This is a genomic window from Dyadobacter linearis, assembly GCF_907165045.1.
Lineage (GTDB): Bacteria > Bacteroidota > Bacteroidia > Cytophagales > Spirosomataceae > Dyadobacter > Dyadobacter linearis.
In genome coordinates this window covers 643,511-663,493 of the sequence record NZ_CAJRAU010000001.1, presented here as the reverse complement: position 1 = coordinate 663,493, position 19,983 = coordinate 643,511, and the positions used below count along the sequence as shown (strand labels likewise).

Here is a 19,983-nt window from a genome sequence, read left to right as displayed (position 1 = left end):
GAAGTTTCGGGAGATTTGCTTCTTATTACTCAGCGTTTCGAAATTATTTATGGAAGAGCCAATACTAATTCCAGTGGAATATCAGGGAGAAACCCTTGAATTCCCTGTTACCGTCGTCACTTTTGGTTATGCTTACCAACTACACGTGCAGGTAGGGGACCAGCGACTGATCCTGGAAAAGGATAACGAAGGAAACTTCCGGGTAATGCAGGATAAGGGCGAACCTGTGAAAATCGACAAGGGGCTCATGCAGGCAATCGTTTCCACAATAGAAGGATTGGGCTAAGCGCGGGAATGCAGCTGCGTCGGGGCAATTCCATATTTTTTCTTAAATGCAAAAGAGAAATGGGACAGATCCTCAAAGCCTACTTCCAGATATACTTCTGTGGGTTTTTTCTTCTTTTCCGACAGTTGGTAATAGGCCAGTTCGAGCCTTTTTTCTGTAAGCCATTTCTGGGGTGTTATATCAAACAATTTCCTGAAATCCCTATTGAACGTCGACAAGCTCCGGCCAGTCAGATAACCAAGTTTTTCCATCGGCATATTGAACATAAAATTGCGCTGCATAAAATCGATCAGATCAATTTTTCCAGGTTCGTCAAAGTTTGCCAGCACGCTGTCGACCGTCTTGTCAATTTCTCTCAGGATTGTAATCGCTTCCGTGATTTTTAGTGAGGCAATACTTTCCGGAAACTCGCCCTTTACATTAAAGTATGGTATTAATGAAGCCAGGCAACTTTCCAGAAAGGGATGATTATTGAAGCTGAAAATCTGCTGCACGGCGCTACCGTTTCTTGTAACCTCTATTTTTTCATAAAACCGTTTCAACCGTTCGGTCGACAAATGCATGACTACTGTTTTATGCGGCTGCCCATTTTTGGGGTAGTTAACAATTGTGGCCAGTTGATTTCTCGGGATCAGGAATATGTCGCCCGTTTTGAAATAGTGAGTAGCATCCGCCTGTATTATTTTTGTTTCGCCGGAAATAAACCAGATCAGCATGTGATCATCAAACATCAGGTCTGACTTAAACAATTTGTCGTCGTAGCTGGAAAGTTTGATCTCCTTGGTCAGGTACTTTGAAATGTGATCCATATTCTCAGCGAGTAATAGCGGCTAGGTTCATACGAATAGCGAAACAAAATTATCAGCAATTCTGAGTAAAATCAGGTTAAACTAAAAATGCGGGTGCAGCAGCATGCCTGTCCTGTCCGAAAGTGATGCCGGTGATCTGTTCGCTCCACTCCCACAATTTCCGGGCACTTACCTGGTCCAGGGAATACGATTTTACGCCACGCTGCTCGGTAGCTACTTCGCTATCAGTACTTTCCGGGCTTAATTCGGCCACATCCGCATCTTCACAATATACGCCGCCGAGATGGTTTAGCATTGGACTTGTAGCACACCAGACAGTCGTAGCTGCACCCTGCGGAATGGTTTTCAAGGATGCCAGTACTTCGGGTAAAAGATTACCTTCGGAATCCAGAAAGCCCATTTGCTGAAACAATTCCAAAGATGCTTCTCTCCCCAGTTCAGTCCCGTATATAGAACCTGGATGCAGCGAAAAAGCACTGATATTAAACTGTTTGCCGAAGTGATCCAGCTCGACGGTGAATAGATTGCTGGCCGTTTTGGATTGACCGTAAGCCTGCAATGTCTGATAGTCGCGATGGAGGAAGTTCGGATCTTCAAAGTTGAACGGGGCCATTTGGTGGCCAAGCGACGATACATTCACTACACGCGCGCCATTCGCTTTTTTGAGCGCGGGCCATAGCCGGGCAGTAAGTAGAAACTGCCCCAGGTAATTAGTGGCCAATTGCGATTCAATACCGCGGCTATCCCTGCGCAAAGGCACCCACATAATGCCGGCGTTGTTGATCAGCAAATGTAGAGGCCGGTCTGTTGCGATAAAAGAGTCGGCAAATGCATCTATCGAAGCAGGATCCATAAAATCAATTTTCCCCAATTCCACATTTGGAATACCTGCCAGATTTTTCCGCGCCTTTTCTACGTCCCTCGCAGGAACGATCACCGTGGCTCCGGCTGCGGCCAGAATCCTGGTGGTTTCCAAACCAATACCTGCATTGCCGCCGGACACGATGGCGATTTTTCCTGTCAAATCAATCCCTCTGATTACATCACTTGCTGTGGATGTCGCGTTGAACCCCGAGCCGACCGGCTGTTGTAAGGCTCCCTGATAATTGTTCTGTCCCATGTCATTTTTTGTTTAAATGTGATAGGACAAAATTACAGGACCGCCTGCGTGATCATTTTGTTCAAAATGTCAAATTGCTTTGTTTAAAATGTCATATCCTCAGTTACCGGAAATTAGGACGGGCTACAAATGGGGAGAACGGCCATGGGATTGTCAGAAGCAGATTCCAACCAGCGAAAAACCGAATGCAGGAGAAGAAGGATCGCGTACAAATACTGTTTGGGTTGTTATTGAGACTAAGATAATGCTTGCGGAGGAGGTCCGCCGGCGGGTCTGGAATTATCCCTGGGTAGCGGAACATATTCTCCGTTGTCGTTTGGCGGTAGTATAATGCGACCCTGCTTCCAATCTTCTTTCGCCTGTTCAATCCTCTCTTTGCGGCTGGAAACGAAGTTCCACCAGATGTAACGCTCGCCCAAATGCTCGCCACCCAGCATCATCAGTGTGGTAGTCTCTTTTGCGATGATCAGCGGATCCACGCCTTTTGAGAAAACCAGCAATTTTCCCGCCGTGTAGGTAATACCGTTCACTTCAACGCTGCCATTTACAATGTATGCACCTCTTTCGCTATGTTCCCGAGGCAGGCCAAACTTTGCTCCCTGATCAAGCACAATATGGAGATAAAACATCGGGGAGCTGGTACTGACATTGCTTTTGAGACCATACGCGTCACCGGCGATCAAACGCATCCAGATACCTGTGTCGGTGAATATGGGCAATTGTTCCGGTGTGTAGTTCTTAAAAGAAGGGTCGGATTCTTCGTCTTTTTCAGGAAGAGCGACCCAGGTTTGTATCAGTTCCAGTTCACCGCCAGCCAGCATAGCCGGGTCTTCAAAGCGTTCACTGTGCGCTATGCCTTTTCCGGCTGTCATCCAGTTTACTTCTCCGGGTTTGATAACCTGCTCTACGCCAAGGCTGTCCCGGTGGGTTACGTTTCCGCTGAACAGATAACTTACCGTCGACAAACCAATATGCGGATGTGGCAGTACATCCAGATTCGTTGCAGTTGGCGTGGGTATACTCACCGGTCCGCCGTGATCCATAAAGATAAACGGTCCCACCATCCTCCGTAGCTGATAGGGGAGAATGCGTTTTACCTGAAAACCCGGAACGATTTCCGCTTTCCTGGACTCAATGACTATATCTAGCATAAAAATGTGATTTTGAAACAAAGTTAGTTACCAGGACCAATGTTCCGAAACCCGGCTGCCAGGAACTTTTAAAGCCGGATTATCTGTCTAATATGAAAATGACTCTGAAAGAACCTTATGAAGAAAATAGGATTTTTATCGTTCGGGCATTGGGCAAATCATCCGGCATATAACGCACGCACAGCGAGCGATACCTTGCTTCAATCCATTGACCTGGCTGTTGCTGCCGAAGAAATCGGTTTGGACGGTGCGTATTTCCGGGTACACCATTTTGCATCTCAGCTGGCATCGCCTTTTCCATTGCTTTCGGCCATTGGTGCCAAGACAAGCAAAATCGAAATCGGAACGGGCGTGATCGATATGCGTTATGAAAACCCGCTTTATATGGTCGAAGATGCCGGCGCGGCGGACCTGATCTCGGAAGGTCGGTTACAATTAGGTATCAGCAGAGGATCGCCGGAACAGGTGATCGACGGCTGGCGCTACTTTGGCTACGAACCGGCCGAGGGAGAAACCGACGCGGAAATGGGGCGTCGCAAAGCACTGGAATTCCTGGAAAGGCTGAAAGGTGCGGGGTTTGCGGAACCGAATCCGTACCCGATGTTTCCAAACCCACCGGGCTTGCTGCGCCTGGAACCCTATTCGGAAGGACTGCGGGAACGCATCTGGTGGGGAGCGGCTTCCAATGCTACTGCCGTTTGGGCGGCAGAAAACGGCATGTATTTGCAAAGCTCCACGTTGAAATACGACGAAGGCGGCAAGCCTTTTCACGTGCAGCAGGCCGAGCAGATCAGGCTGTATAAGGAAGCCTGGAAAAAGGCGGGGCACAAACGTGAGCCGAGGGTTTCAGTAAGCCGCTCTATTTTTGCATTGGTAAATGATCAGGACCGTATGTACTTCGGTCAGGAAGCAAGCCGGCGAGATAAGATCGGTATGATTGAACAAGATAAACGCGCCATTTTTGGCAGAAGCTACGCCGACGAACCAGATCAGCTTATCAAAGAGCTGGCACAGGATGAGGCTATTCAGGAAGCAGATACAATCCTTTTAACAATCCCCAATACACTGGGAGTTGATTATAATGTGCACGTATTGTCAGCGATCCTGGAACATGTTGCGCCCGGGTTAGGGTGGCGTTGAGTTTTTTGGGCCCCGCCCGGGGCCCAAAAAACAATGCTATTTTGCCACATCCACCAGCAAAGTAGCGGCTCGCCAGACAGCTTTATATTCCTTTCCGTTTTGTGTGCCGCTTTCTTTCCAGCTTTTTGAGGCTTCAATGTAATAGGTGCCCGGCCAGATCGGGGTAAATTCGGCTATACCGTCGGCGTTGGTCTCGATTTGTTTTGACCAGCCGCTCGGTGATGAAACTGTCACAGCCATTTTCTCGCCGGGTGCATTCTTGTATAAAGTATTCAGGGTTAGCGGCTTGTTAACTTTATAGGTCTGAGAAGCATTTGCAAAAACGCTCAGGTCGTTCTTATTCAATGTTGCGTCATTTCCGGTTGAAGCTTTGCCCACTTTTACCAGTGCACTTGCATTGAACTGGTATACCGTAGTCCCGCCTGGTTCCTTGGCTGTATGACCTATTGATATCGTGTAAATACCTTCCTGGGCAGGTGTGAATTTGGAGGTAAAAAAATCTTCGCCGGCAACCGTCGGAAGTTTCTCTTTTTTACCGTCCGGTGCGGTGAGCCAGAGTTCAAATTCTTTTACATCCGAATACCATTCCGAAAGTTTCTCCGGCTTCTGGTCCGGTTCCGCATAAATGATCTTTACCTGCTGCTCCTTGCCCGCCGCGCCGGTCGCGGAGGTTTGGATCCATAGTGCGTGTGCTTGTAAGTTTGAAATAGCGGCAACCAATGCGACCAGCGAAAGAATCAGTTTTTTAGTTATCATAAGATTTGAAATTGACATTTACTTTAAGTGATTGTGTTTTAAATGTTGTGTGCTCCCTCTTCTCATTTTTCAATACTTTGAACGGTTTGGCTTCCATACGAACCCGCCTGTAAGCGAACGCGCAGCAAACCGACAGCGCCAGGAACAGTGCATCAATGAAGAAGATATCGAACGCACCTTGTCCCCAGGTTGTCCACATCCAGAGGCCGGTGGAAATACCGTTCGCAATGGGTACGCCCAGGCATAGCACGATGGAAAAAAGTAACGTCTGGCGGTTCATCAGCGGGAAGTCGCGGCGGATGATGAAGTACACGGACAATATGAGCCAGCTGTAAAAGTAGGTGTGGTAAATGGCCGTTTGATCCACTTTTGGCAGCGTTTTGAGCATAATAAATGTGAATGCGGTCACGGGAAGCATGCTCAGGCAGGTTGCCAGAAAAACGTTGCTCGCCCAGAAGTTGAACTTCCGTTTGTAAGCGTCGGTGCTCACCTTATCCCGCGCCACGAACCAGATCAGGATACCGGAAATGATCACTACACAGCCCATTAACCCAAGGATAAAAAAGACAATGCGCAGCGGCTTGCCACCGAAATCGCCAAAATGAAGGTGAAATACCAGACTCTTTACAGTGTCGATGTAGTTTCCGTCGGTAGTCGGTGATTTTTTTGCCAGAATTTTACCCGAAACAACTTCCATCTGAACCAGCCCCGATCCTGCGAATGCCGCTTGCGGGTTTGGTTTGGATTCCAAAGTGACCTGCATGCTTTCATCCATATAGTTGCGAACGCTGACACGCGTAATCTCGCTGCCTTTCCATTCTTTCTTCCATTTGGATACAAATGCGTCCAGATCGAAGCCTGCTTTCATGGGCTTGTAGGTGTACTCGGCCGTCATACTGCGGTTGTATTGAAGGCTTTCGTAGAGTTTTTCTGAATTGCCTTCGTAAAGCAGGCTGGCGAAAGGGCTCAGGATCACATAGTTCACGATCAGTACCACGCCGGTCACTGCAAATACCAGCTGGAACGGAAACCCGATTACGCCCAATGCTGTGTGCATATCCGTCCAGACCGTTTTCCATTTACTCAGCGGCCTGAAAACAAAGAAGTTGGATTTGATCTTGTCCCAATGCAGCAGCAAACCCGTTATCAATGCAAACAGAAAAAGAAATGAAACGATACCTGCGATCAGGTAGCCAATTGGTGTACCTATATTAAATGGAAAAACCTGGTTAAGCTGGGCAAGAAAATGCAGCCGGTATAGGAACTCGCCCATGTCGTAGGCATTTGCATATTCACCCGCGGCCTTATTTTCGGTGAAGCTGTAAAGGAAATAGGCCGAATCGTCATCGCCTCCGCGCCGGCCGCGACCCCTTCTTTTTTCCTCTTTTTTGGGTTTCGGTTTGGGTTTTGTAATGGTCGTGTCGGCTGAGGCGCTCATACTCACGTAAGCACCCTGGCCTTGGCGCTGCATGTAGAAATCCAGGTTCCGACCTTGCAGATTATGTTTATCCGCAAGCGAATCGATCACCGGGTTGAACTTCTGGACCGGTTTGCGGGCAACGATCGAGGTACCCTTTTGCCAGGCTGAAATATCGTCTTTAAAAAAAGCAAAAGAACCCGCAAAGAAGATCACATACAGAATAGCGGCAATGAAAATACCACTTATCGTATGCGTATGAAAATAGATGTTGTACTTCCTAAGATCCATAATTGATGTTGAATTTCAGCAGGTAAGGCAATGAGAACACGATGGTAAGTACAATGTAGATCGCCCACACGCGCCACACGTTTGTAGCGATGAATGCGTATAGCAGCAGGAAAGCCCAGAGGATATACCCAGTGAAAAAGGCTGTGATGATCACATTTTCTTTCGGGAAAAAGGCCGTGAGGAACAGGTGCAGGCTCATCGTTACGGCATAGCCGCCGACCATTCCGGCGAGGATCTTGCTGATCCGCAGCCAGGGGGATTTTGTCAGGTATTTTTTATTGGCAGGCATAGGTCAGCGGGTAATGAGTTCAAGTGCAAGTGCGCAGATGTACAGGAGTGCAATGCTTTTGGGACCGAAGTAATTAAAGGGAAAGAACAGCACGGAAACAGAGCCGGCGGTCATTAACACAACAAGCGCAGCAAACAGCCCGCTACCCCAACCCAGCGAAATGATGCAGAGTACCGTTGCTGCCAGGAAGATAGCTCCGGCTGCGACCCGCCCGTAAAATGGGTTGGATGCCAATCTGGCCAATACCTGATTCTTATCGGTCCAGGCGATTCGCCGGGAGGTATTCATCCAGCAGATAAAGCCGGCGAGACAGAGTAAACAGATGGTGCTGAACATGTTACTTTTTTTTATGAACGCTTTTTATAGAAATGCTTATTCCGGTGAAGCGATCCGTTTTCTGAAATCCTGCGGGGCGCAACCGGTGTGCTTCCCGAAAAACCGCGTGAAATAGGCTGGCTCTGAAAATCCCAGTGCGTAACTGATCTCCTTGATCGGCTTTTCGACATTGCCCATTTCGCGTTTGGCTTCCAGGATCAGGCGGTCGTTGATCATCTGGCTGATGGTTTTGCCGAAAGATTCCCGGGTGATTTCATTAAGCCGCTTGGCACTGATGGAAAGCTGCGCGGCATAAAAATCCGCATTACGTTGCTTGCGGTAATGGTTTTCTATGGATTCAATCAGGATTTGTATGCGCGGATTGCTGTGTGTGGCCGGACTAAGCTGTTTTTTTATTTCAACACAATGCAGGAACCAGCTCCTGAGATAAGATTCCAGTATCGCCGGGCGGCGGTTACCATCATATTCCAGCCGGATCAGCTTCATCAGCGTATTGAAAATGTGCAGCGAATCGTCCGGTACCACGATGGTAAAGTTGCTGGAATACTCCTGGAACCAGAAAATGTCGCCGCCGAGCAGCTTTTCAAAAAAATCCTTTGAAATAGCCATTAAAAAACCGCGTTTGTGACGCTGCTCAATACTGTGTACCTGGCCGGGCAGCAGCAGGAAAACCTGGTTAGGATCAATCGTGCATTTGTTGAAGTCAATATAATGTGCCTGCTCTGGTCCGATATCGGTAAACCAGAGCAGTTCATAAAAATCATGGCGGTGCATGCCATCGAAGAAGTATTCGTCAGCATCTTCAATGGTGGTCATCGAAAAGAATGCACCGCCGAGTTGATGAAGGGGATATTCTTTAAAATCGATCATTTTACTTTTACGATAGCGGTAATCGCGCCGCCTTCTACTTTCAAGCCTTGTCTGGCGGTTGCCTGCTCAATGTCAATCACATATACCCAGCTTCCTGCCTCTGTATTGGATCCCACATACACCGTTTTTCCATCCGCACTTATTGTATTGTTGTTGTATGCGGCAGAGCTCGAAACGATACTTTCCGGCGCGCCGGTAACCCAGGTGAAGGTTTGGTTATGCAGGTCAGCAATAGCGAGTTTGACAGGTCCGTACTGGTTATTTCCGTCAACGAGCATATAAAGCAGCGCCTTGCCTTTTCCCAGATAAGTATGTGCAATTACCTTTTTGCCGCCCGATTTTTCCTGCACATTGAACAGGTAGCTCTTGTCAAATTCAGTAGTACCTTTTTTGATCCTTACAATGGCAGAGGGTTTGGTTGAAGTTTGTTTTCCGCTGTTCGTGGCGACAGAGGGTGAGAAAGCATATATATCGCCAGCTTCGTCAACAGAAAGCCCGTTTTTTCCATAAGAACCAAAAAAGCTCGTCCGGTTATCCTTAATCACTTTATCCAGCTGCATGGAAGGGTAGGAGTAAACCGCGATCCAGCTGCTGTCCGGGTAGGCAGTTCCAAAAGCATCCGGAGCAACGCCTTTGATGCTCATATAAGGTGCAAATATTTTGTCGCCCACCTGAGTCGCCCAGGTGTAATGCGCACGTTCGCCATTGCCCGCCAGCTTCACGATATTGAGTTGCCCCTCAGCGACGATTTTGGATTGATCAGCATTGATCCTGAACCACGAAGCATTCTCATTTCCACTCCTGGGCACTTTAAAAGTCAGAAGATCATCACCGGCAGTGCTCCATATCTGCACCGTTTCACTCTGGAAATCCGATATTTTTTCCAGCTTTCCTTTATCGTCCATGGAATAGGTAGTAACCGCACCCGGATTTCCCTGTCCATATAAAAGACTGAAAAATTTTCCTTTAAGGGTCAGGTAATACCGGTAAGAACCGTCCTGCTCAATCCCGTTTCCGACTGTGCTGATCGTTCCCTGAGTAAGATCGCTCGTGGTCAGCAAATAATCGGCTACGCCTGACGAGCCTACCGGCGTGGAAGCTACCACATAGCGGGAGCTGGTGCCTGGCTCAGGATCCGGTGTCGGTTCGGAGGTATTTTCGTCCGTGCACGCTGCTATCGACAGGCCCAATCCTGCAAAGAAAAACCACTTGAGATATGACTTTTTCATTTTTTTGATTTGAATTATATTATGAATTGTAAGTTTTTATTTACTGATGAAATAGCGCAATTTGACATAGAAACCGCGGCTGGGCTTCTGTAAGCTGAAATTGTCGTAAAGCTTGGCGTCGAGCAGGTTTTTGCATTCCAGAGAGATATTGTACTTCCCGTTAGCCATCGCATACACCACGTTCACATCGTGGCTAAGCTGCTGCGGAATGTCCAGTTTGTCACTGCCCATGCTCGGCCAGTAGAGGTAGTAAGCGTGCACAAAAAGCAGGTTGTAGCCGAAGGTCAGCGTGTTGCCTTTTCTTCCAAAATCTTTCAGGAATAGAGCTGCGTCGGCATTGCCGAACATAAACGGCATGTTGGGAATGCGGTCGCGGTACAGCGGGCTTTCGGTGGTATAGCCTTCTTCAAAACGCGTATTGTTTCGCAGGTCCTGGTAGGTCAGGTTTACGCCGGCGGTGAGCAGCTGATTGTAAGAATACCGCACTTCGCCGTCCACACCAAAGTTGGTCACGTCGGCCAGGTTATCCATTACCTTCTTGGTCTGATTGGCATTCAGTCGGGGGCGGATGAAACCCTGCGCGTCGCGGTAGAGCACATTGGCATCGACGCTGAAACGGTGTACGCGATTGATATTTGCCTGATAGCTGAAACCCAGATTATAGTTATAGCTCGTTTCCGGATCCAGGTCAATATTACCTTCGAGATTGATCAGGTCACCAAATAGCTCGTCGGTTTCAGGAAGGCGGTAACTCTTTTCAAATGAGCCTTTTAACTGTAAATTCTTGCGAAGGAAATAAGTGGACGCAATTCCGTAACCCAGCTTTGTGAAATTGCTTTTCTGTTCCAGAAACGCATTGTCGCCCCAGTTCCCGCTCGGGTTGTAGGATATCGAGTACTTGTTGTTTTGAGAAAAATGTTTGACAAATGCAGAAGTGTTCCAACGCTCGCTGTAATCAAACTTATACCCGAGCCCCAGCACGTTTTTCTTGTTGATCCGCGGCTGTTCAAATTTTTCCGCATCGGGAAAAAGTTCATCCTCGCCTTTTCGGTTGAAGGTGTTATAAACGTTGTTAACGGTCAATGAATGGCGCGGCCCGATCTGGTAGGTAACATTGGCGGTAGCCAGCCCGTTGTTGTTCCGGAACCGGTAAAGTGATCTTTCACGCTCGCTGCCCAAACCCTCATATTGTTTGAATTGCTGGAACCAGTTGTACCGGCGATACACGGTGTCGACATTCTGTTCCTGCCCCAGGTTGTAGTTTGCTGAAATATTGACACTCAGACCTTTGACAAACAGATCCTTTTTTGAATATTTCAAACTGGGCATTACGATATTCCCCTTCCGGTGCCACGCTCCGAACACGCTCACCATCCGCGCGCCGGTCTGGATCTCGGCTCTGTTTTTACCCAGCGTTATCCCCAGCAGCAGGCGGTCTGCAAACTTTTTATTCACCACACCCACATTCGCGATCACAGTTTCATTATGGTAAGTGTCATGAAAACGGCGCAGGCGCTGGTCACGGAAATATTCGCCGGTATTCACATCCGCTACATCCACATTGATCCAGTAATTATTGTCCGAATAGTTTTGGAATGCATTCAACTGGGCTGTAAAACCGTTTTTGCTGGTAAAACCCGCATTGATCGCGGTGCGGTGGGTATTGAAAGAACCGTAGGAATAGGATGCGTCGAGGTAGCTGTTCTGGCGGGTATTGGTCACGATATTCACAGCCCCGCCCAGTGCGTCGGACCCCAGCCAGATCGGTACCACACCTTTGTACACTTCCACGCGCTCGGCGAGGTTGATCGGGATATTGTTGAGCTGAAACGATGAACCAAAATTGTCCATCGGCACGCCATCGAGGAAGAACTTTACCTGTCTTCCCGTGAAACCATTGAGGGAGAAATTCATATTGGAACCTACGCCGCCGCTTTCCCTCACGCGCACTCCGGATACCCTGTCGAGTGCGTGTGACAAATCCAGCGTCGAGTTTTGCAGTTTTTTGGCGTCGATAGCAGTCACATTATACGCCTGGCGATTGACCTCCCGCGTTTCCGACCGGCCGATCACCGAAAGCGATTCGAGTTCCCGGGTCTGAGAAACCAACTTGAAGTTACGCTTGTCAGATTCTCCCGATTTTAGTATAATTTCCCTGGAAAGCGGCTGGTAACCCACAAAGGTGACCATTAGCTGATAGGCACCGGGGCTCACGTTTTCGAGCGTGTACTTCCCATCGGCATTCGCAACCGTACCGTAAGAGGTACCTTTCAGGCTGACCGATGCGCCGGGAAGCGCCTCACCGTCCTCGGTCCGTACCTGGCCAGCGAGCGAGGCAGTGGCCGGCGCAATGCGGGACTGCTGCGCAAAGGCGATGATTGACAGCATACAAAGGAGCCCTGTATGCAGAATTTTACTAATTTGCATTGCTTTAAAATGTTCTGGCGTTGGAAAGCGTAGCGCCTCGGCGCGGGAGTCGGGTGGGTACGAACCATCCGACTTTTTTGCTTTATAGTTTGATATTGTCAGCTAAGAATTGGATACGTTCAAATCATATTTTATATTATTAGTAAGTAGACTTATTCTAAATAGTTGCGCAAATGTAGTTAGTTTGGCACTAAATCGCTTATACAATCTGCCTGTTTAGTTGGATTAACTGGATATTTTCTCGGGGATACAATGCAAAAAAGGGAATTGGTGGCTTTCCAATTCCCTCTTGTAAACTTGATGAAACCTAGTTCCAGTTGTCTATTTTAATATCGTCGGGATCAGGTCTTCCTTTCCCATCTTCAATCAGCGATTTCAGACTTAGCAAAAATGTTGCCCATTTTGTACTGCAATGGTGCATGAATTCCACCGGTTCGCTCCAATTGGCATGCTTGAACATTACAATAACGAAATCATTGTCTTGCTTCAAGTCAAAACTGATCGTTGTTCCCATCCATTCCTGGGGACCATCGGCCAGCTCCCACACTACCCGGCTGGGCTCTTCGAGTTCGGCTACCTTCATATCAAATCCGCCGGCGCCGAATCGGAACTCAATGATATTACCGACCCGGTCGCCTTCCCCTTTCGTATTGCTCGTCCACCAGCCGGCTAGGCCTGCCGTGGTTGTTAATGCATTATAAACATCTTGTAATGAGTCTGATCTGATCCCGACCCTGTGTAAGATATCTGCCATAACTGCTTGCGTGTTTAAGATTTGAATGAAAGTTTGATATAGATTCGTGCTCAAAAGTATAGGCTTGACGGGATATTAGTGCAGTGTAAAATGGACATTATCGCGGGTTGATTTGGACAATACCTATTTCTATCTTGCAACAAAAAAGATGAAGAAGATCACCATCCTTGTTCCCGACGGAGAAAATAATCTGAGCAGTATCGTAGGCGCTTACAAGATTTTGAAAAGGGCAAATAAGTACTGGGAGGAAAATCATAAAAAGACATTGTACCAGATTGAGCTGGCCGGTCTGTCGGAACAGGTGGACTTTCACGACGGGTTGTTTTCGGTCCGGCCGCACGTGCATATTTCTGCTGTTTCCAAAACGAACCTGATCATTATACCTTCCCTGAACCACGAGTTTGAACAGGCAGTTGAAAAGAACCAGCCTTTGATTCAATGGATCCGCGACCAGTATCGGGGCGGCGCAGAGGTCGCGAGTATTTGCACCGGCGCTTTTCTGCTGGCTTCCTCGGGTTTGATCAATGGAAAAACGTGCTCTACGCATTGGGCATTTGCCGATTTGTTCAAAACAAAATTCCCTGAGATCAATGTACAGAAAGATAGACTGATCACCGACGAAAACGGGATCTACACAAACGGCGGCGCCTATTCATTTCTCAACCTGATCCTTTACCTGGTCGAAAAGTATTTTGACCGGCAAACGGCCATTTTCTGTTCCAAAGTATTTCAGATTGATATCGAGAGAGAAGCGCAGTCGCCTTTTATCATCTTTGCCGGACAAAAATCGCATGAAGACGAGATCATCCGGCAGGCCCAGGTTTACATTGAAAAGCATGTGGAAAGCAAGATTTCCATTGCTGAGCTGGCGTCCAGATTTGCTGTCGGCAGGCGGAACTTCGACCGCAGATTCATCAGGGCAACAGGCAATACACCCATTGAATATGCCCAGCGCGTAAAGATGGAAGCTGCCAAAAAATCGTTTGAAACGAACAGCAAAAACATCAAGGAAGTGATGTACGAAACGGGTTATTCCGATATGAAAGCGTTCCGGGAAGTGTTTAAAAAAGTGACCGGCGTCTCTCCGTTGGAATACAGGTTGAAATACAATAAGGATGCGCTGAACTGACCCGATGCCAGAGATCATTAGCCTTTTCCAGTAAATTCTCTTGCATTACCCCTAATTATCGGGAGGTCGTCCCAAATTTCTGATCGGCTCGCTCTTTTTTATCTAAATTTGATTTAGTAACAACGCTGTCAGTGGTAGTCAAACCTCAACGAAACACTTCAAGCGAAGATAACCCAACCCTCCCGGATATTTGAAATGCCGTTTAAAAATGAGTAGTAAATAAGCACAGATCTCAAACGTTCCCCTCTTTCAATACTAACTATGCTATTTAATTCTATCGAGTTCATTGTGTTTTTCACAATTGTATTCGTCTTGTACTGGTTTGTATTGAACCGGCACTTAAAAGCGCAAAATGCTTTTCTGCTAGTTGTAAGCTATTTCTTTTATGGCTGGTGGGATTGGAGATTTCTGTTGCTGATATTTACCAGTTCTTCTATTGATTACTTTCTGGGACATCAGATCTGGAAAACACAAAATCCTGTTCTCAGAAAGCGGCTCGTTTTGGTGAGTATCGTCTTTAATCTTTGCTTTCTGGGTTTCTTTAAATACTTCAACTTCTTTGTTGATAGCTTTATCGGGATGCTGACTGAAATGAATGTACCTATTAATGTATATACGCTTCATATTATTCTTCCGGTCGGTATCAGCTTTTATACTTTTCAGTCGCTCAGCTACACGATTGACATTTACAAGAAAAAGCTCGAACCTTCTCATAATATCCTGAATTTTTTCGCTTTCGTTTCCTTTTTTCCACAGCTCGTAGCCGGGCCGATCGAGCGGGCGGAACATTTGTTACCGCAGTTTTTCCAAAAGAGAAAATTTGATTATGCATTTGCAGCAAGTGGCGGTCGCCTTATTCTAAAAGGATTCTTTAAAAAGATAGTTATTGCCGACAGTCTTGCCATTTTGGTAGATACGGTTTATAACAATCCCGAAGCGTACACGGGCTTTCCAATGGTTGTAGCGACGATATTTTTTACGTTCCAGATCTATTGCGATTTCTCCGGATATTCCGATATCGCAATTGGTACCGCGCGACTATTGGGCTTCGATATGAGACCGAACTTTGCTTCGCCTTATTTTTCGAGATCACTCACGGAATTCTGGCGCAGGTGGCATATTTCCTTGTCAACCTGGTTCAGGGATTATCTCTATATCCCGCTGGGCGGGAACCGCACTTCTACCTTTAATGCGAACAGGAATCTTCTTATTACGTTCACATTGAGCGGGTTATGGCACGGTGCCAACTGGACTTACGTGATCTGGGGTTTTGTACACGGACTCGGTCTGATCGTTGAAAAGACATTCAATATTCAGAAAGCCGATAGTGCGAGTGTGCTCGTAAATGCGATGCGCATGATCCTGACACTCGTATTTGTTGCATTCGCATGGATTTTCTTCCGAAGCAATAATTTGAGCGACGCTATTTACATTATCACACACATGTTTTCGGATATCAGAGATTATACTGATCCGATGGCTATGTCATTGAAATTCCGGGGAGTGGGATTGAAACCGGAAGATCTTCTTACTTCTGTTTTCTTTCTGGTCGTATTATTGGTAATGGAATATGTGATGGCAAATGATAAGTTACGGACAATTATTTACCCAAATCCGAGAATAAGATGGGCTGCCTATTATTTCTTTTTGATAGCGATCGTTTTTAGCGCTACAAAAAACCCGGCAGGTAACTTCATCTATTTCCAATTCTAATATTAGCCAAATGAAAAAGTTCTTAACCAAATTCTTTTATCTGATTTTACCTTTAATTGTCTGGGGTATTTTAATAGCGATTATTGACCCATTTAATTATTTTGGGTTTGAAGTATTCCAGAGATCAGCGAAAAAGGAGGCTGAAAGCTTGAATACGCTCATTTATCGTACGATCGATTATGTGAACGAACCTTGCGAAAATGTCATCTTTGGTGATTCAAGAACGTATAATATTCCCTTAGAGCGAATTGAAGAGATTTCAAAGAGGAAATACAAAAAGCTCAATACGAACGGAGCGAAACTAAATGAGATATTTGATCTTTTCTATTTTGCAAATTCGAAGACGCCGATCAAAAGGGTGGTGATCGGAATTAACTTTAATATGTTCAATAAGTTTGGTCACGAAGATAGGGTGGAAGGCGTAAAAAGAATGCTGAACAATCCATTCATGTACGTTTATAATAAAGATGTTGCAGAAGCAGCCTATTCCACCATCAAATATACTTTCACCGACAAGAAGCCCGACTTCGCTCCGCCTATGTCCAGAAAAGAATTCTGGGACTGGAGTATTAATACAAAGGCCAGCCACTGGTATGGTAAGTACGCATTTCCTGAGAAATTATATTCGCAGCTGTTAAACTTCGACAAATTCGCAAAGGCTAATAAGATAGATGTGATTTTCATTATTGTTCCCCATCACAGCGACTTTCACAAAAGGTTGGTTGATTTTGGTCTGCAAAAAGAAGAGGCTAAGTTCAAGCAGATCATGTCCGGGTTAAGTGCAAAAGTTTATGACTTTGATTATGTTAATGCGATCACCAGTAATACCGTCAATTTCGAAGATCCGATACATTATACAAATGCTGTCGGGAACACGATTGTGAACGAGATCTGGACTAATAAACTCATTATAGGAAAGGAAATATAGTCTTAGTTCCAGCGGGGTCTGCTAATTGATTGCCAATTCACAGGAGGCCCCGCTGAGGCCAGATATCAACCGCTCCTGCCGTCCCTTTCGGAATTTTCAAAGATTCATTCTCTGTTTTTAACAATATACACAGACCCGGCGGGATCGGTGATCCAATGCATATTGTCGGGAAGCTCTTCCAGTTCGTCGCAAGTCGAAATGCCGTGGGATCTGAGATATTCGGTTGCTGCCGGGACGTTTTCCACATTAAGCTCCAACCAGGTTTCGGAATGCGTATAGTTGTCGACGCAGTCCAGCCACATCACATTGTTACCGAAATTGACCCGGTGTGTTCTTGAAACTGTCGGATTCGCGATCGGCTTTTCTTCCACATCGAGTTTGAGAATATCGCGATAGAATCCGACTGTGGCATCATATTTACTTTTCGGGATTTTGACGGCAATGTTAATGCCGCCTTCAAATTTGATATCCATACCGATTTTCGTGTTCATTTATGTCGACAAAACTACGAACCTTGGCACTGGTAGTTGTGGGGAATACGAGCCAACATGGAGGGCAATCGAGACAGGAGGCGCAGCGCCTGGCGCAGACTTTTCCGGCTGTGTGAACCACAAATCCTGCAAAATCCTGCATCGTAACCGCCCTGTCCGGGTTTTGCTGTTCAAGTTCTTCAACCAGTGATATTAGCTCATGAATAAGCTTGTATGATTTCATCCGGAAATTTATTTCTGACTGTTTACTATTGCCTCAGCAGCTAATCGTCCACTTTTCATAGCCGCATTGATCGAACCGTTCAACAAATGGTCTCCACAAATAAAGCATTGCTCAGTTAGCCTCATTGCATCCTTACCAGGCACATTAATGACTTGGTCATCATTCGGCAGCGCATAACCGATGTGATAGGTTTTCAGATGTTTCCATTGCATAGCCGGAAACCAGGCTTGCATTTCACGCAAAACCTGCCCTTGAAGCTGCACGCTATCCGTTTTTGAATGGTCTCCAATCAGCGAAAGAGAAATCAGTGCATCACCATTTTTGGAATAGGCGGGTGCGATCCGGTTCATGACCGCGATATTATTGACAAGTTTGCTGGGCAATGCATTTAATGCAATAAGTGGTTGGTCATAAGGTTTGGTCGCCGCTGTGAAATACATATTGGTAACCGAATGATAGGAGGAAGGCACTTTCCGAAACGGCTCGGGCATTTCAAGCTGATCGGTGGCGATGAGAATGCTTTTTGCGCTATGAACCTGCGCGTCGGATGTGGTAACCATGTTTGCGTCAATGGAAACCACTTTTTGACCTAATACAATCTCATCGGGTGCAAGCGAACTGGCTAATTGTAACGGAATCATGCCCATTCCCTTTGCGGGAACAGCCGCATCACCCTGGCTGAACATCTTGAACACGAATTCAAACATCCGGCTGGAAGTGCTTAATCTATCTTCCAAAAAGATCCCGGTCATGAATGGTTTGAAAAACTGGCGGATCATTTGCTGACTAAATCCAGCTTCGCTCAGATAGGCCAATGTGGTCGTCTCGCTGCCGGTAAAAATCTCATCTATGCTTTTTCCGGTCAGTTTTAACTTTAATCCAAGCATGCGGAACTTGTCGGCGAATGTGCCCGCTGGTGATGCCAGCGTGCTAATCAGCGTACGGGGCTGCCGAAGCGGGTCCCCGATTTTTGTCGTACCGGTTTCATTCAAGATCAATGCGCCGGGATCGAATTTCTGCAATTCCAATGCACCGTAATCTAAAAACCTTTGCGTTTCGGGATATGCGGTTAACAACACCTGGAATCCTCTGTCCAGCAGAAAGCCCTCAACTTTCTCTGTCCTCACCCTGCCTCCTGGCCGGTCAGAAGCTTCCAGTATCTTTACTGACTTGCCAGCAGCTTTTAACACTTTTGCAGCTGTCAATCCCGCTAATCCCGCACCGATGATGATCACATCCAGATTATCTTCCATAGCATTTAACTGGGCTGGTTTATTTCATGTGGCTCAATATCAGGTTTTGCATAGGCCAGCCGGCCGAGGGGATGTGTTAGAAAATAAGCATCCAATCCCGCCACGGTCACGGTTTCTGCCTGAACATGATCAATGGTTCCGTCCTGGCCGATGAGCACATCATCAACTACTATTTCAACGATCTCACCGATCAAGATCGTAGTGCGGTTGATTTCCATTGGAATGGTTTCACGCAGTTTTAATCCGATCCGGACCGTTGATTGTTGAACAAAAGGCGCTTCAAAACCAGGTACATACAGTTCATCAAATCCACAAGTTGCAAACTCAGAAACGCCGGAAGGATAACTGGCGCTGGTTTGATGCGCCTGCTTATACCACTCGGGCAGCACATTGCTCAGGGTGTATTGCCCGGTTGCCTCAATGTTGGCCAGAGTGTCGTTATGCTCTCGCCCGGGCCGCATAACCATCCCGATCAACGGCGGATTCGCTCCAAGGTGAAAGGCCGAACTGATCACACACAAATTAGTAGCGCCGGTCTTGCTGACGGTGCCCAGAAGGTTCAATGATTTATATCCCAATAGACTATTAATCAGGCATATGCGATACTGCTTTTCAAGCTCGGCAATTTGACCGGCGTTTATATTTGTGCTCATTTTAAGCGGTTTTTAGTTTGCCCAATCCTCCGTCAACGCCGATGATCTGGCCGGTTACCCAGCTGCTGTCGTCTGACAATAAAAATGCAATAGCTTTGCTGATATCCTCTGGCTGCCCATATTTTCCAAGCGGATGCCTTTTAGCAGACGCATCGCGTTTTTCGGGCGAGCTCAGCAGGTTCTGCGCCATGGGTGTGTCAGTAAGTGAGGGCGCCACTACATTTACCCTGATTTTCTGACCAGCCAGTTCAGCAGCCAGCGAGATAGCCAGTCCCTGCACGGCGCCTTTCGCTGCCGATATACTTGCATGATAAGGTAGCCCGGTATTAGCCGCGACAGAACTTATCAAAACAACTGAAGCCCCGGCCGCATTCTTCAGTGGCTTCAAGGCATGCTGTATAATCTGAGCAGCACCCAGGACATTGAGGCGGTAATCATTTAAAAAATCTTCGCTTGTCAGGCGGTTGAATGGTTTCAGGTTAATGCTGCCGACTGAGTAAACCAGCCCGTGCAACTGTTCCGGCAAAAAACCGCTGATCGCTTCAAGATCACCTGTCACATCGGCTTGCAAATGCGCTATACCTTGGGGAAAATCAGCTGGCTTTGACCGCGAAATCACATACACCGATGCATTGTGTTCGTTTAAGGTTTCAACAAGCGATAAACCAATACCAGAGCTCCCACCGACAACCAGTATATTTTTTCCACTAAAATTCAT

20 protein-coding genes are annotated in these 19,983 nt (G+C 46.8%); 5 read left to right on the top strand and 15 right to left on the bottom strand.

What is annotated here, in order from left to right; translation table 11 throughout:
- The first annotated feature begins 49 nt into the window (after positions 1–49).
- Positions 50–286 carry a hypothetical protein gene (locus KOD92_RS02570; RefSeq protein WP_215231946.1) on the top strand — a complete coding sequence of 79 codons (237 nt, stop codon included), beginning with the start codon at positions 50–52 and terminating at the stop codon, positions 284–286.
- Here KOD92_RS02570 and KOD92_RS02565 read toward each other — a convergent pair.
- The 3 genes from KOD92_RS02565 to KOD92_RS02555 form a co-directional block, all read right to left on the bottom strand.
- A complete protein-coding gene (locus KOD92_RS02565; protein WP_215231945.1) occupies positions 283–1,095 on the bottom strand; it encodes a helix-turn-helix domain-containing protein in 813 nt (270 codons plus the stop codon). The two genes, KOD92_RS02570 and KOD92_RS02565, sit on opposite strands and share 4 nt — an antisense overlap.
- 76 nt (positions 1,096–1,171) lie before the next feature.
- Positions 1,172–2,215 carry an SDR family NAD(P)-dependent oxidoreductase gene (locus tag KOD92_RS02560; protein ID WP_215231944.1) on the bottom strand — a complete coding sequence of 348 codons (1,044 nt, stop codon included), beginning with the start codon at positions 2,213–2,215 and terminating at the stop codon, positions 1,172–1,174.
- A 236-nt stretch (positions 2,216–2,451) separates the two neighbouring features.
- The gene (locus KOD92_RS02555; protein ID WP_215231943.1) at positions 2,452–3,366 is read right to left on the bottom strand and encodes a pirin family protein; all 915 of its coding nucleotides are present in this window, start codon (positions 3,364–3,366) and stop codon (positions 2,452–2,454) included.
- 117 nt (positions 3,367–3,483) lie between these two features.
- On the opposite strand from KOD92_RS02555, the gene KOD92_RS02550 reads away from it, so the two are divergent.
- Positions 3,484–4,506, top strand: coding sequence for an LLM class flavin-dependent oxidoreductase (locus KOD92_RS02550; protein WP_215231942.1), 1,023 nt, complete (start codon positions 3,484–3,486; stop codon positions 4,504–4,506).
- 36 nt (positions 4,507–4,542) lie between these two features.
- Here KOD92_RS02550 and KOD92_RS02545 read toward each other — a convergent pair whose 3' ends face one another.
- From KOD92_RS02545 to KOD92_RS02510, 8 genes are all read right to left on the bottom strand, one after another.
- The gene (locus KOD92_RS02545; RefSeq protein ID WP_215231941.1) at positions 4,543–5,262 is read right to left on the bottom strand and encodes a DUF4198 domain-containing protein; all 720 of its coding nucleotides are present in this window, start codon (positions 5,260–5,262) and stop codon (positions 4,543–4,545) included.
- Positions 5,252–6,970 carry a PepSY-associated TM helix domain-containing protein gene (locus KOD92_RS02540; protein WP_215231940.1) on the bottom strand — a complete coding sequence of 573 codons (1,719 nt, stop codon included), beginning with the start codon at positions 6,968–6,970 and terminating at the stop codon, positions 5,252–5,254. The genes KOD92_RS02545 and KOD92_RS02540 overlap by 11 nt, the downstream gene beginning before the upstream one ends.
- Entirely contained in the window at positions 6,960–7,259 is a 300-nt protein-coding gene (locus tag KOD92_RS02535) for a hypothetical protein (protein ID WP_215231939.1), read from the bottom strand. Before KOD92_RS02535 ends, KOD92_RS02540 begins: the two co-directional genes overlap by 11 nt.
- 3 nt (positions 7,260–7,262) lie before the next feature.
- A complete protein-coding gene (locus KOD92_RS02530) occupies positions 7,263–7,595 on the bottom strand; it encodes a hypothetical protein (RefSeq protein ID WP_215231938.1) in 333 nt (110 codons plus the stop codon).
- Between the two features lie 36 nt (positions 7,596–7,631).
- The gene (locus KOD92_RS02525) at positions 7,632–8,465 is read right to left on the bottom strand and encodes a helix-turn-helix domain-containing protein (RefSeq protein WP_215231937.1); all 834 of its coding nucleotides are present in this window, start codon (positions 8,463–8,465) and stop codon (positions 7,632–7,634) included.
- Positions 8,462–9,694 (bottom strand): DUF4374 domain-containing protein, encoded by a 1,233-nt coding sequence (locus KOD92_RS02520; protein WP_215231936.1) that lies wholly within the window; start codon positions 9,692–9,694, stop codon positions 8,462–8,464. Before KOD92_RS02520 ends, KOD92_RS02525 begins: the two co-directional genes overlap by 4 nt.
- Before the next feature lie 36 nt (positions 9,695–9,730).
- Positions 9,731–12,121: a TonB-dependent receptor gene (locus KOD92_RS02515; protein WP_215231935.1), complete on the bottom strand. Its 2,391-nt coding sequence runs from the start codon at positions 12,119–12,121 to the stop codon at positions 9,731–9,733.
- Between the two features lie 307 nt (positions 12,122–12,428).
- A complete protein-coding gene (locus tag KOD92_RS02510) occupies positions 12,429–12,875 on the bottom strand; it encodes an SRPBCC family protein (RefSeq protein ID WP_215231934.1) in 447 nt (148 codons plus the stop codon).
- Between the two features lie 148 nt (positions 12,876–13,023).
- Between KOD92_RS02510 and KOD92_RS02505 the strand changes: the two genes are divergently transcribed.
- The 3 genes from KOD92_RS02505 to KOD92_RS02495 all read left to right on the top strand — a co-directional run bounded on the left by KOD92_RS02505 (position 13,024) and on the right by KOD92_RS02495 (position 16,645).
- Complete coding sequence (locus KOD92_RS02505; RefSeq protein WP_215231933.1) at positions 13,024–14,004, top strand: GlxA family transcriptional regulator; 981 nt, start codon at positions 13,024–13,026, stop codon at positions 14,002–14,004.
- A gap of 261 nt (positions 14,005–14,265) precedes the next feature.
- Entirely contained in the window at positions 14,266–15,717 is a 1,452-nt protein-coding gene (locus KOD92_RS02500; RefSeq protein ID WP_215231932.1) for an MBOAT family O-acyltransferase, read from the top strand.
- A 10-nt stretch (positions 15,718–15,727) separates the two neighbouring features.
- Complete coding sequence (locus KOD92_RS02495) at positions 15,728–16,645, top strand: hypothetical protein (protein ID WP_215231931.1); 918 nt, start codon at positions 15,728–15,730, stop codon at positions 16,643–16,645.
- A 104-nt stretch (positions 16,646–16,749) separates the two neighbouring features.
- On the opposite strand, the gene KOD92_RS02490 is transcribed toward KOD92_RS02495, so the two are convergent.
- From KOD92_RS02490 to KOD92_RS02475, 4 genes are all read right to left on the bottom strand, one after another.
- On the bottom strand, positions 16,750–17,136 hold the full coding sequence (locus tag KOD92_RS02490) for a VOC family protein (protein ID WP_229254490.1): 387 nt from the start codon (positions 17,134–17,136) through the stop codon (positions 16,750–16,752).
- A 231-nt stretch (positions 17,137–17,367) separates the two neighbouring features.
- Positions 17,368–18,612, bottom strand: coding sequence for an NAD(P)/FAD-dependent oxidoreductase (locus tag KOD92_RS02485; RefSeq protein ID WP_215231930.1), 1,245 nt, complete (start codon positions 18,610–18,612; stop codon positions 17,368–17,370).
- 5 nt (positions 18,613–18,617) lie between these two features.
- Positions 18,618–19,265: a flavin reductase family protein gene (locus tag KOD92_RS02480; RefSeq protein WP_215231929.1), complete on the bottom strand. Its 648-nt coding sequence runs from the start codon at positions 19,263–19,265 to the stop codon at positions 18,618–18,620.
- A 1-nt stretch (position 19,266) separates the two neighbouring features.
- Positions 19,267–19,983: an SDR family NAD(P)-dependent oxidoreductase gene (locus KOD92_RS02475; protein WP_215231928.1), complete on the bottom strand. Its 717-nt coding sequence runs from the start codon at positions 19,981–19,983 to the stop codon at positions 19,267–19,269.

Coding starts and splice junctions, on each gene's coding strand:
- KOD92_RS02515 (WP_215231935.1), bottom strand. CDS start 12,121: ATGCAAATTAGTAAAATTCTGCATACAGGGCTCCTTTGTATGCTGTCA.
- KOD92_RS02540 (WP_215231940.1), bottom strand. CDS start 6,970: ATGGATCTTAGGAAGTACAACATCTATTTTCATACGCATACGATAAGT.
- KOD92_RS02475 (WP_215231928.1), bottom strand. CDS start 19,983: ATGAATTTTAGTGGAAAAAATATACTGGTTGTCGGTGGGAGCTCTGGT.
- KOD92_RS02495 (WP_215231931.1), top strand. CDS start 15,728: ATGAAAAAGTTCTTAACCAAATTCTTTTATCTGATTTTACCTTTAATT.
- KOD92_RS02550 (WP_215231942.1), top strand. CDS start 3,484: ATGAAGAAAATAGGATTTTTATCGTTCGGGCATTGGGCAAATCATCCG.
- KOD92_RS02560 (WP_215231944.1), bottom strand. CDS start 2,215: ATGGGACAGAACAATTATCAGGGAGCCTTACAACAGCCGGTCGGCTCG.
- KOD92_RS02535 (WP_215231939.1), bottom strand. CDS start 7,259: ATGCCTGCCAATAAAAAATACCTGACAAAATCCCCCTGGCTGCGGATC.
- KOD92_RS02570 (WP_215231946.1), top strand. CDS start 50: ATGGAAGAGCCAATACTAATTCCAGTGGAATATCAGGGAGAAACCCTT.
- KOD92_RS02565 (WP_215231945.1), bottom strand. CDS start 1,095: ATGGATCACATTTCAAAGTACCTGACCAAGGAGATCAAACTTTCCAGC.
- KOD92_RS02510 (WP_215231934.1), bottom strand. CDS start 12,875: ATGGCAGATATCTTACACAGGGTCGGGATCAGATCAGACTCATTACAA.
- KOD92_RS02520 (WP_215231936.1), bottom strand. CDS start 9,694: ATGAAAAAGTCATATCTCAAGTGGTTTTTCTTTGCAGGATTGGGCCTG.
- KOD92_RS02505 (WP_215231933.1), top strand. CDS start 13,024: ATGAAGAAGATCACCATCCTTGTTCCCGACGGAGAAAATAATCTGAGC.
- KOD92_RS02545 (WP_215231941.1), bottom strand. CDS start 5,262: ATGATAACTAAAAAACTGATTCTTTCGCTGGTCGCATTGGTTGCCGCT.
- KOD92_RS02485 (WP_215231930.1), bottom strand. CDS start 18,612: ATGGAAGATAATCTGGATGTGATCATCATCGGTGCGGGATTAGCGGGA.
- KOD92_RS02500 (WP_215231932.1), top strand. CDS start 14,266: ATGCTATTTAATTCTATCGAGTTCATTGTGTTTTTCACAATTGTATTC.
- KOD92_RS02480 (WP_215231929.1), bottom strand. CDS start 19,265: ATGAGCACAAATATAAACGCCGGTCAAATTGCCGAGCTTGAAAAGCAG.
- KOD92_RS02490 (WP_229254490.1), bottom strand. CDS start 17,136: ATGAACACGAAAATCGGTATGGATATCAAATTTGAAGGCGGCATTAAC.
- KOD92_RS02555 (WP_215231943.1), bottom strand. CDS start 3,366: ATGCTAGATATAGTCATTGAGTCCAGGAAAGCGGAAATCGTTCCGGGT.
- KOD92_RS02530 (WP_215231938.1), bottom strand. CDS start 7,595: ATGTTCAGCACCATCTGTTTACTCTGTCTCGCCGGCTTTATCTGCTGG.
- KOD92_RS02525 (WP_215231937.1), bottom strand. CDS start 8,465: ATGATCGATTTTAAAGAATATCCCCTTCATCAACTCGGCGGTGCATTC.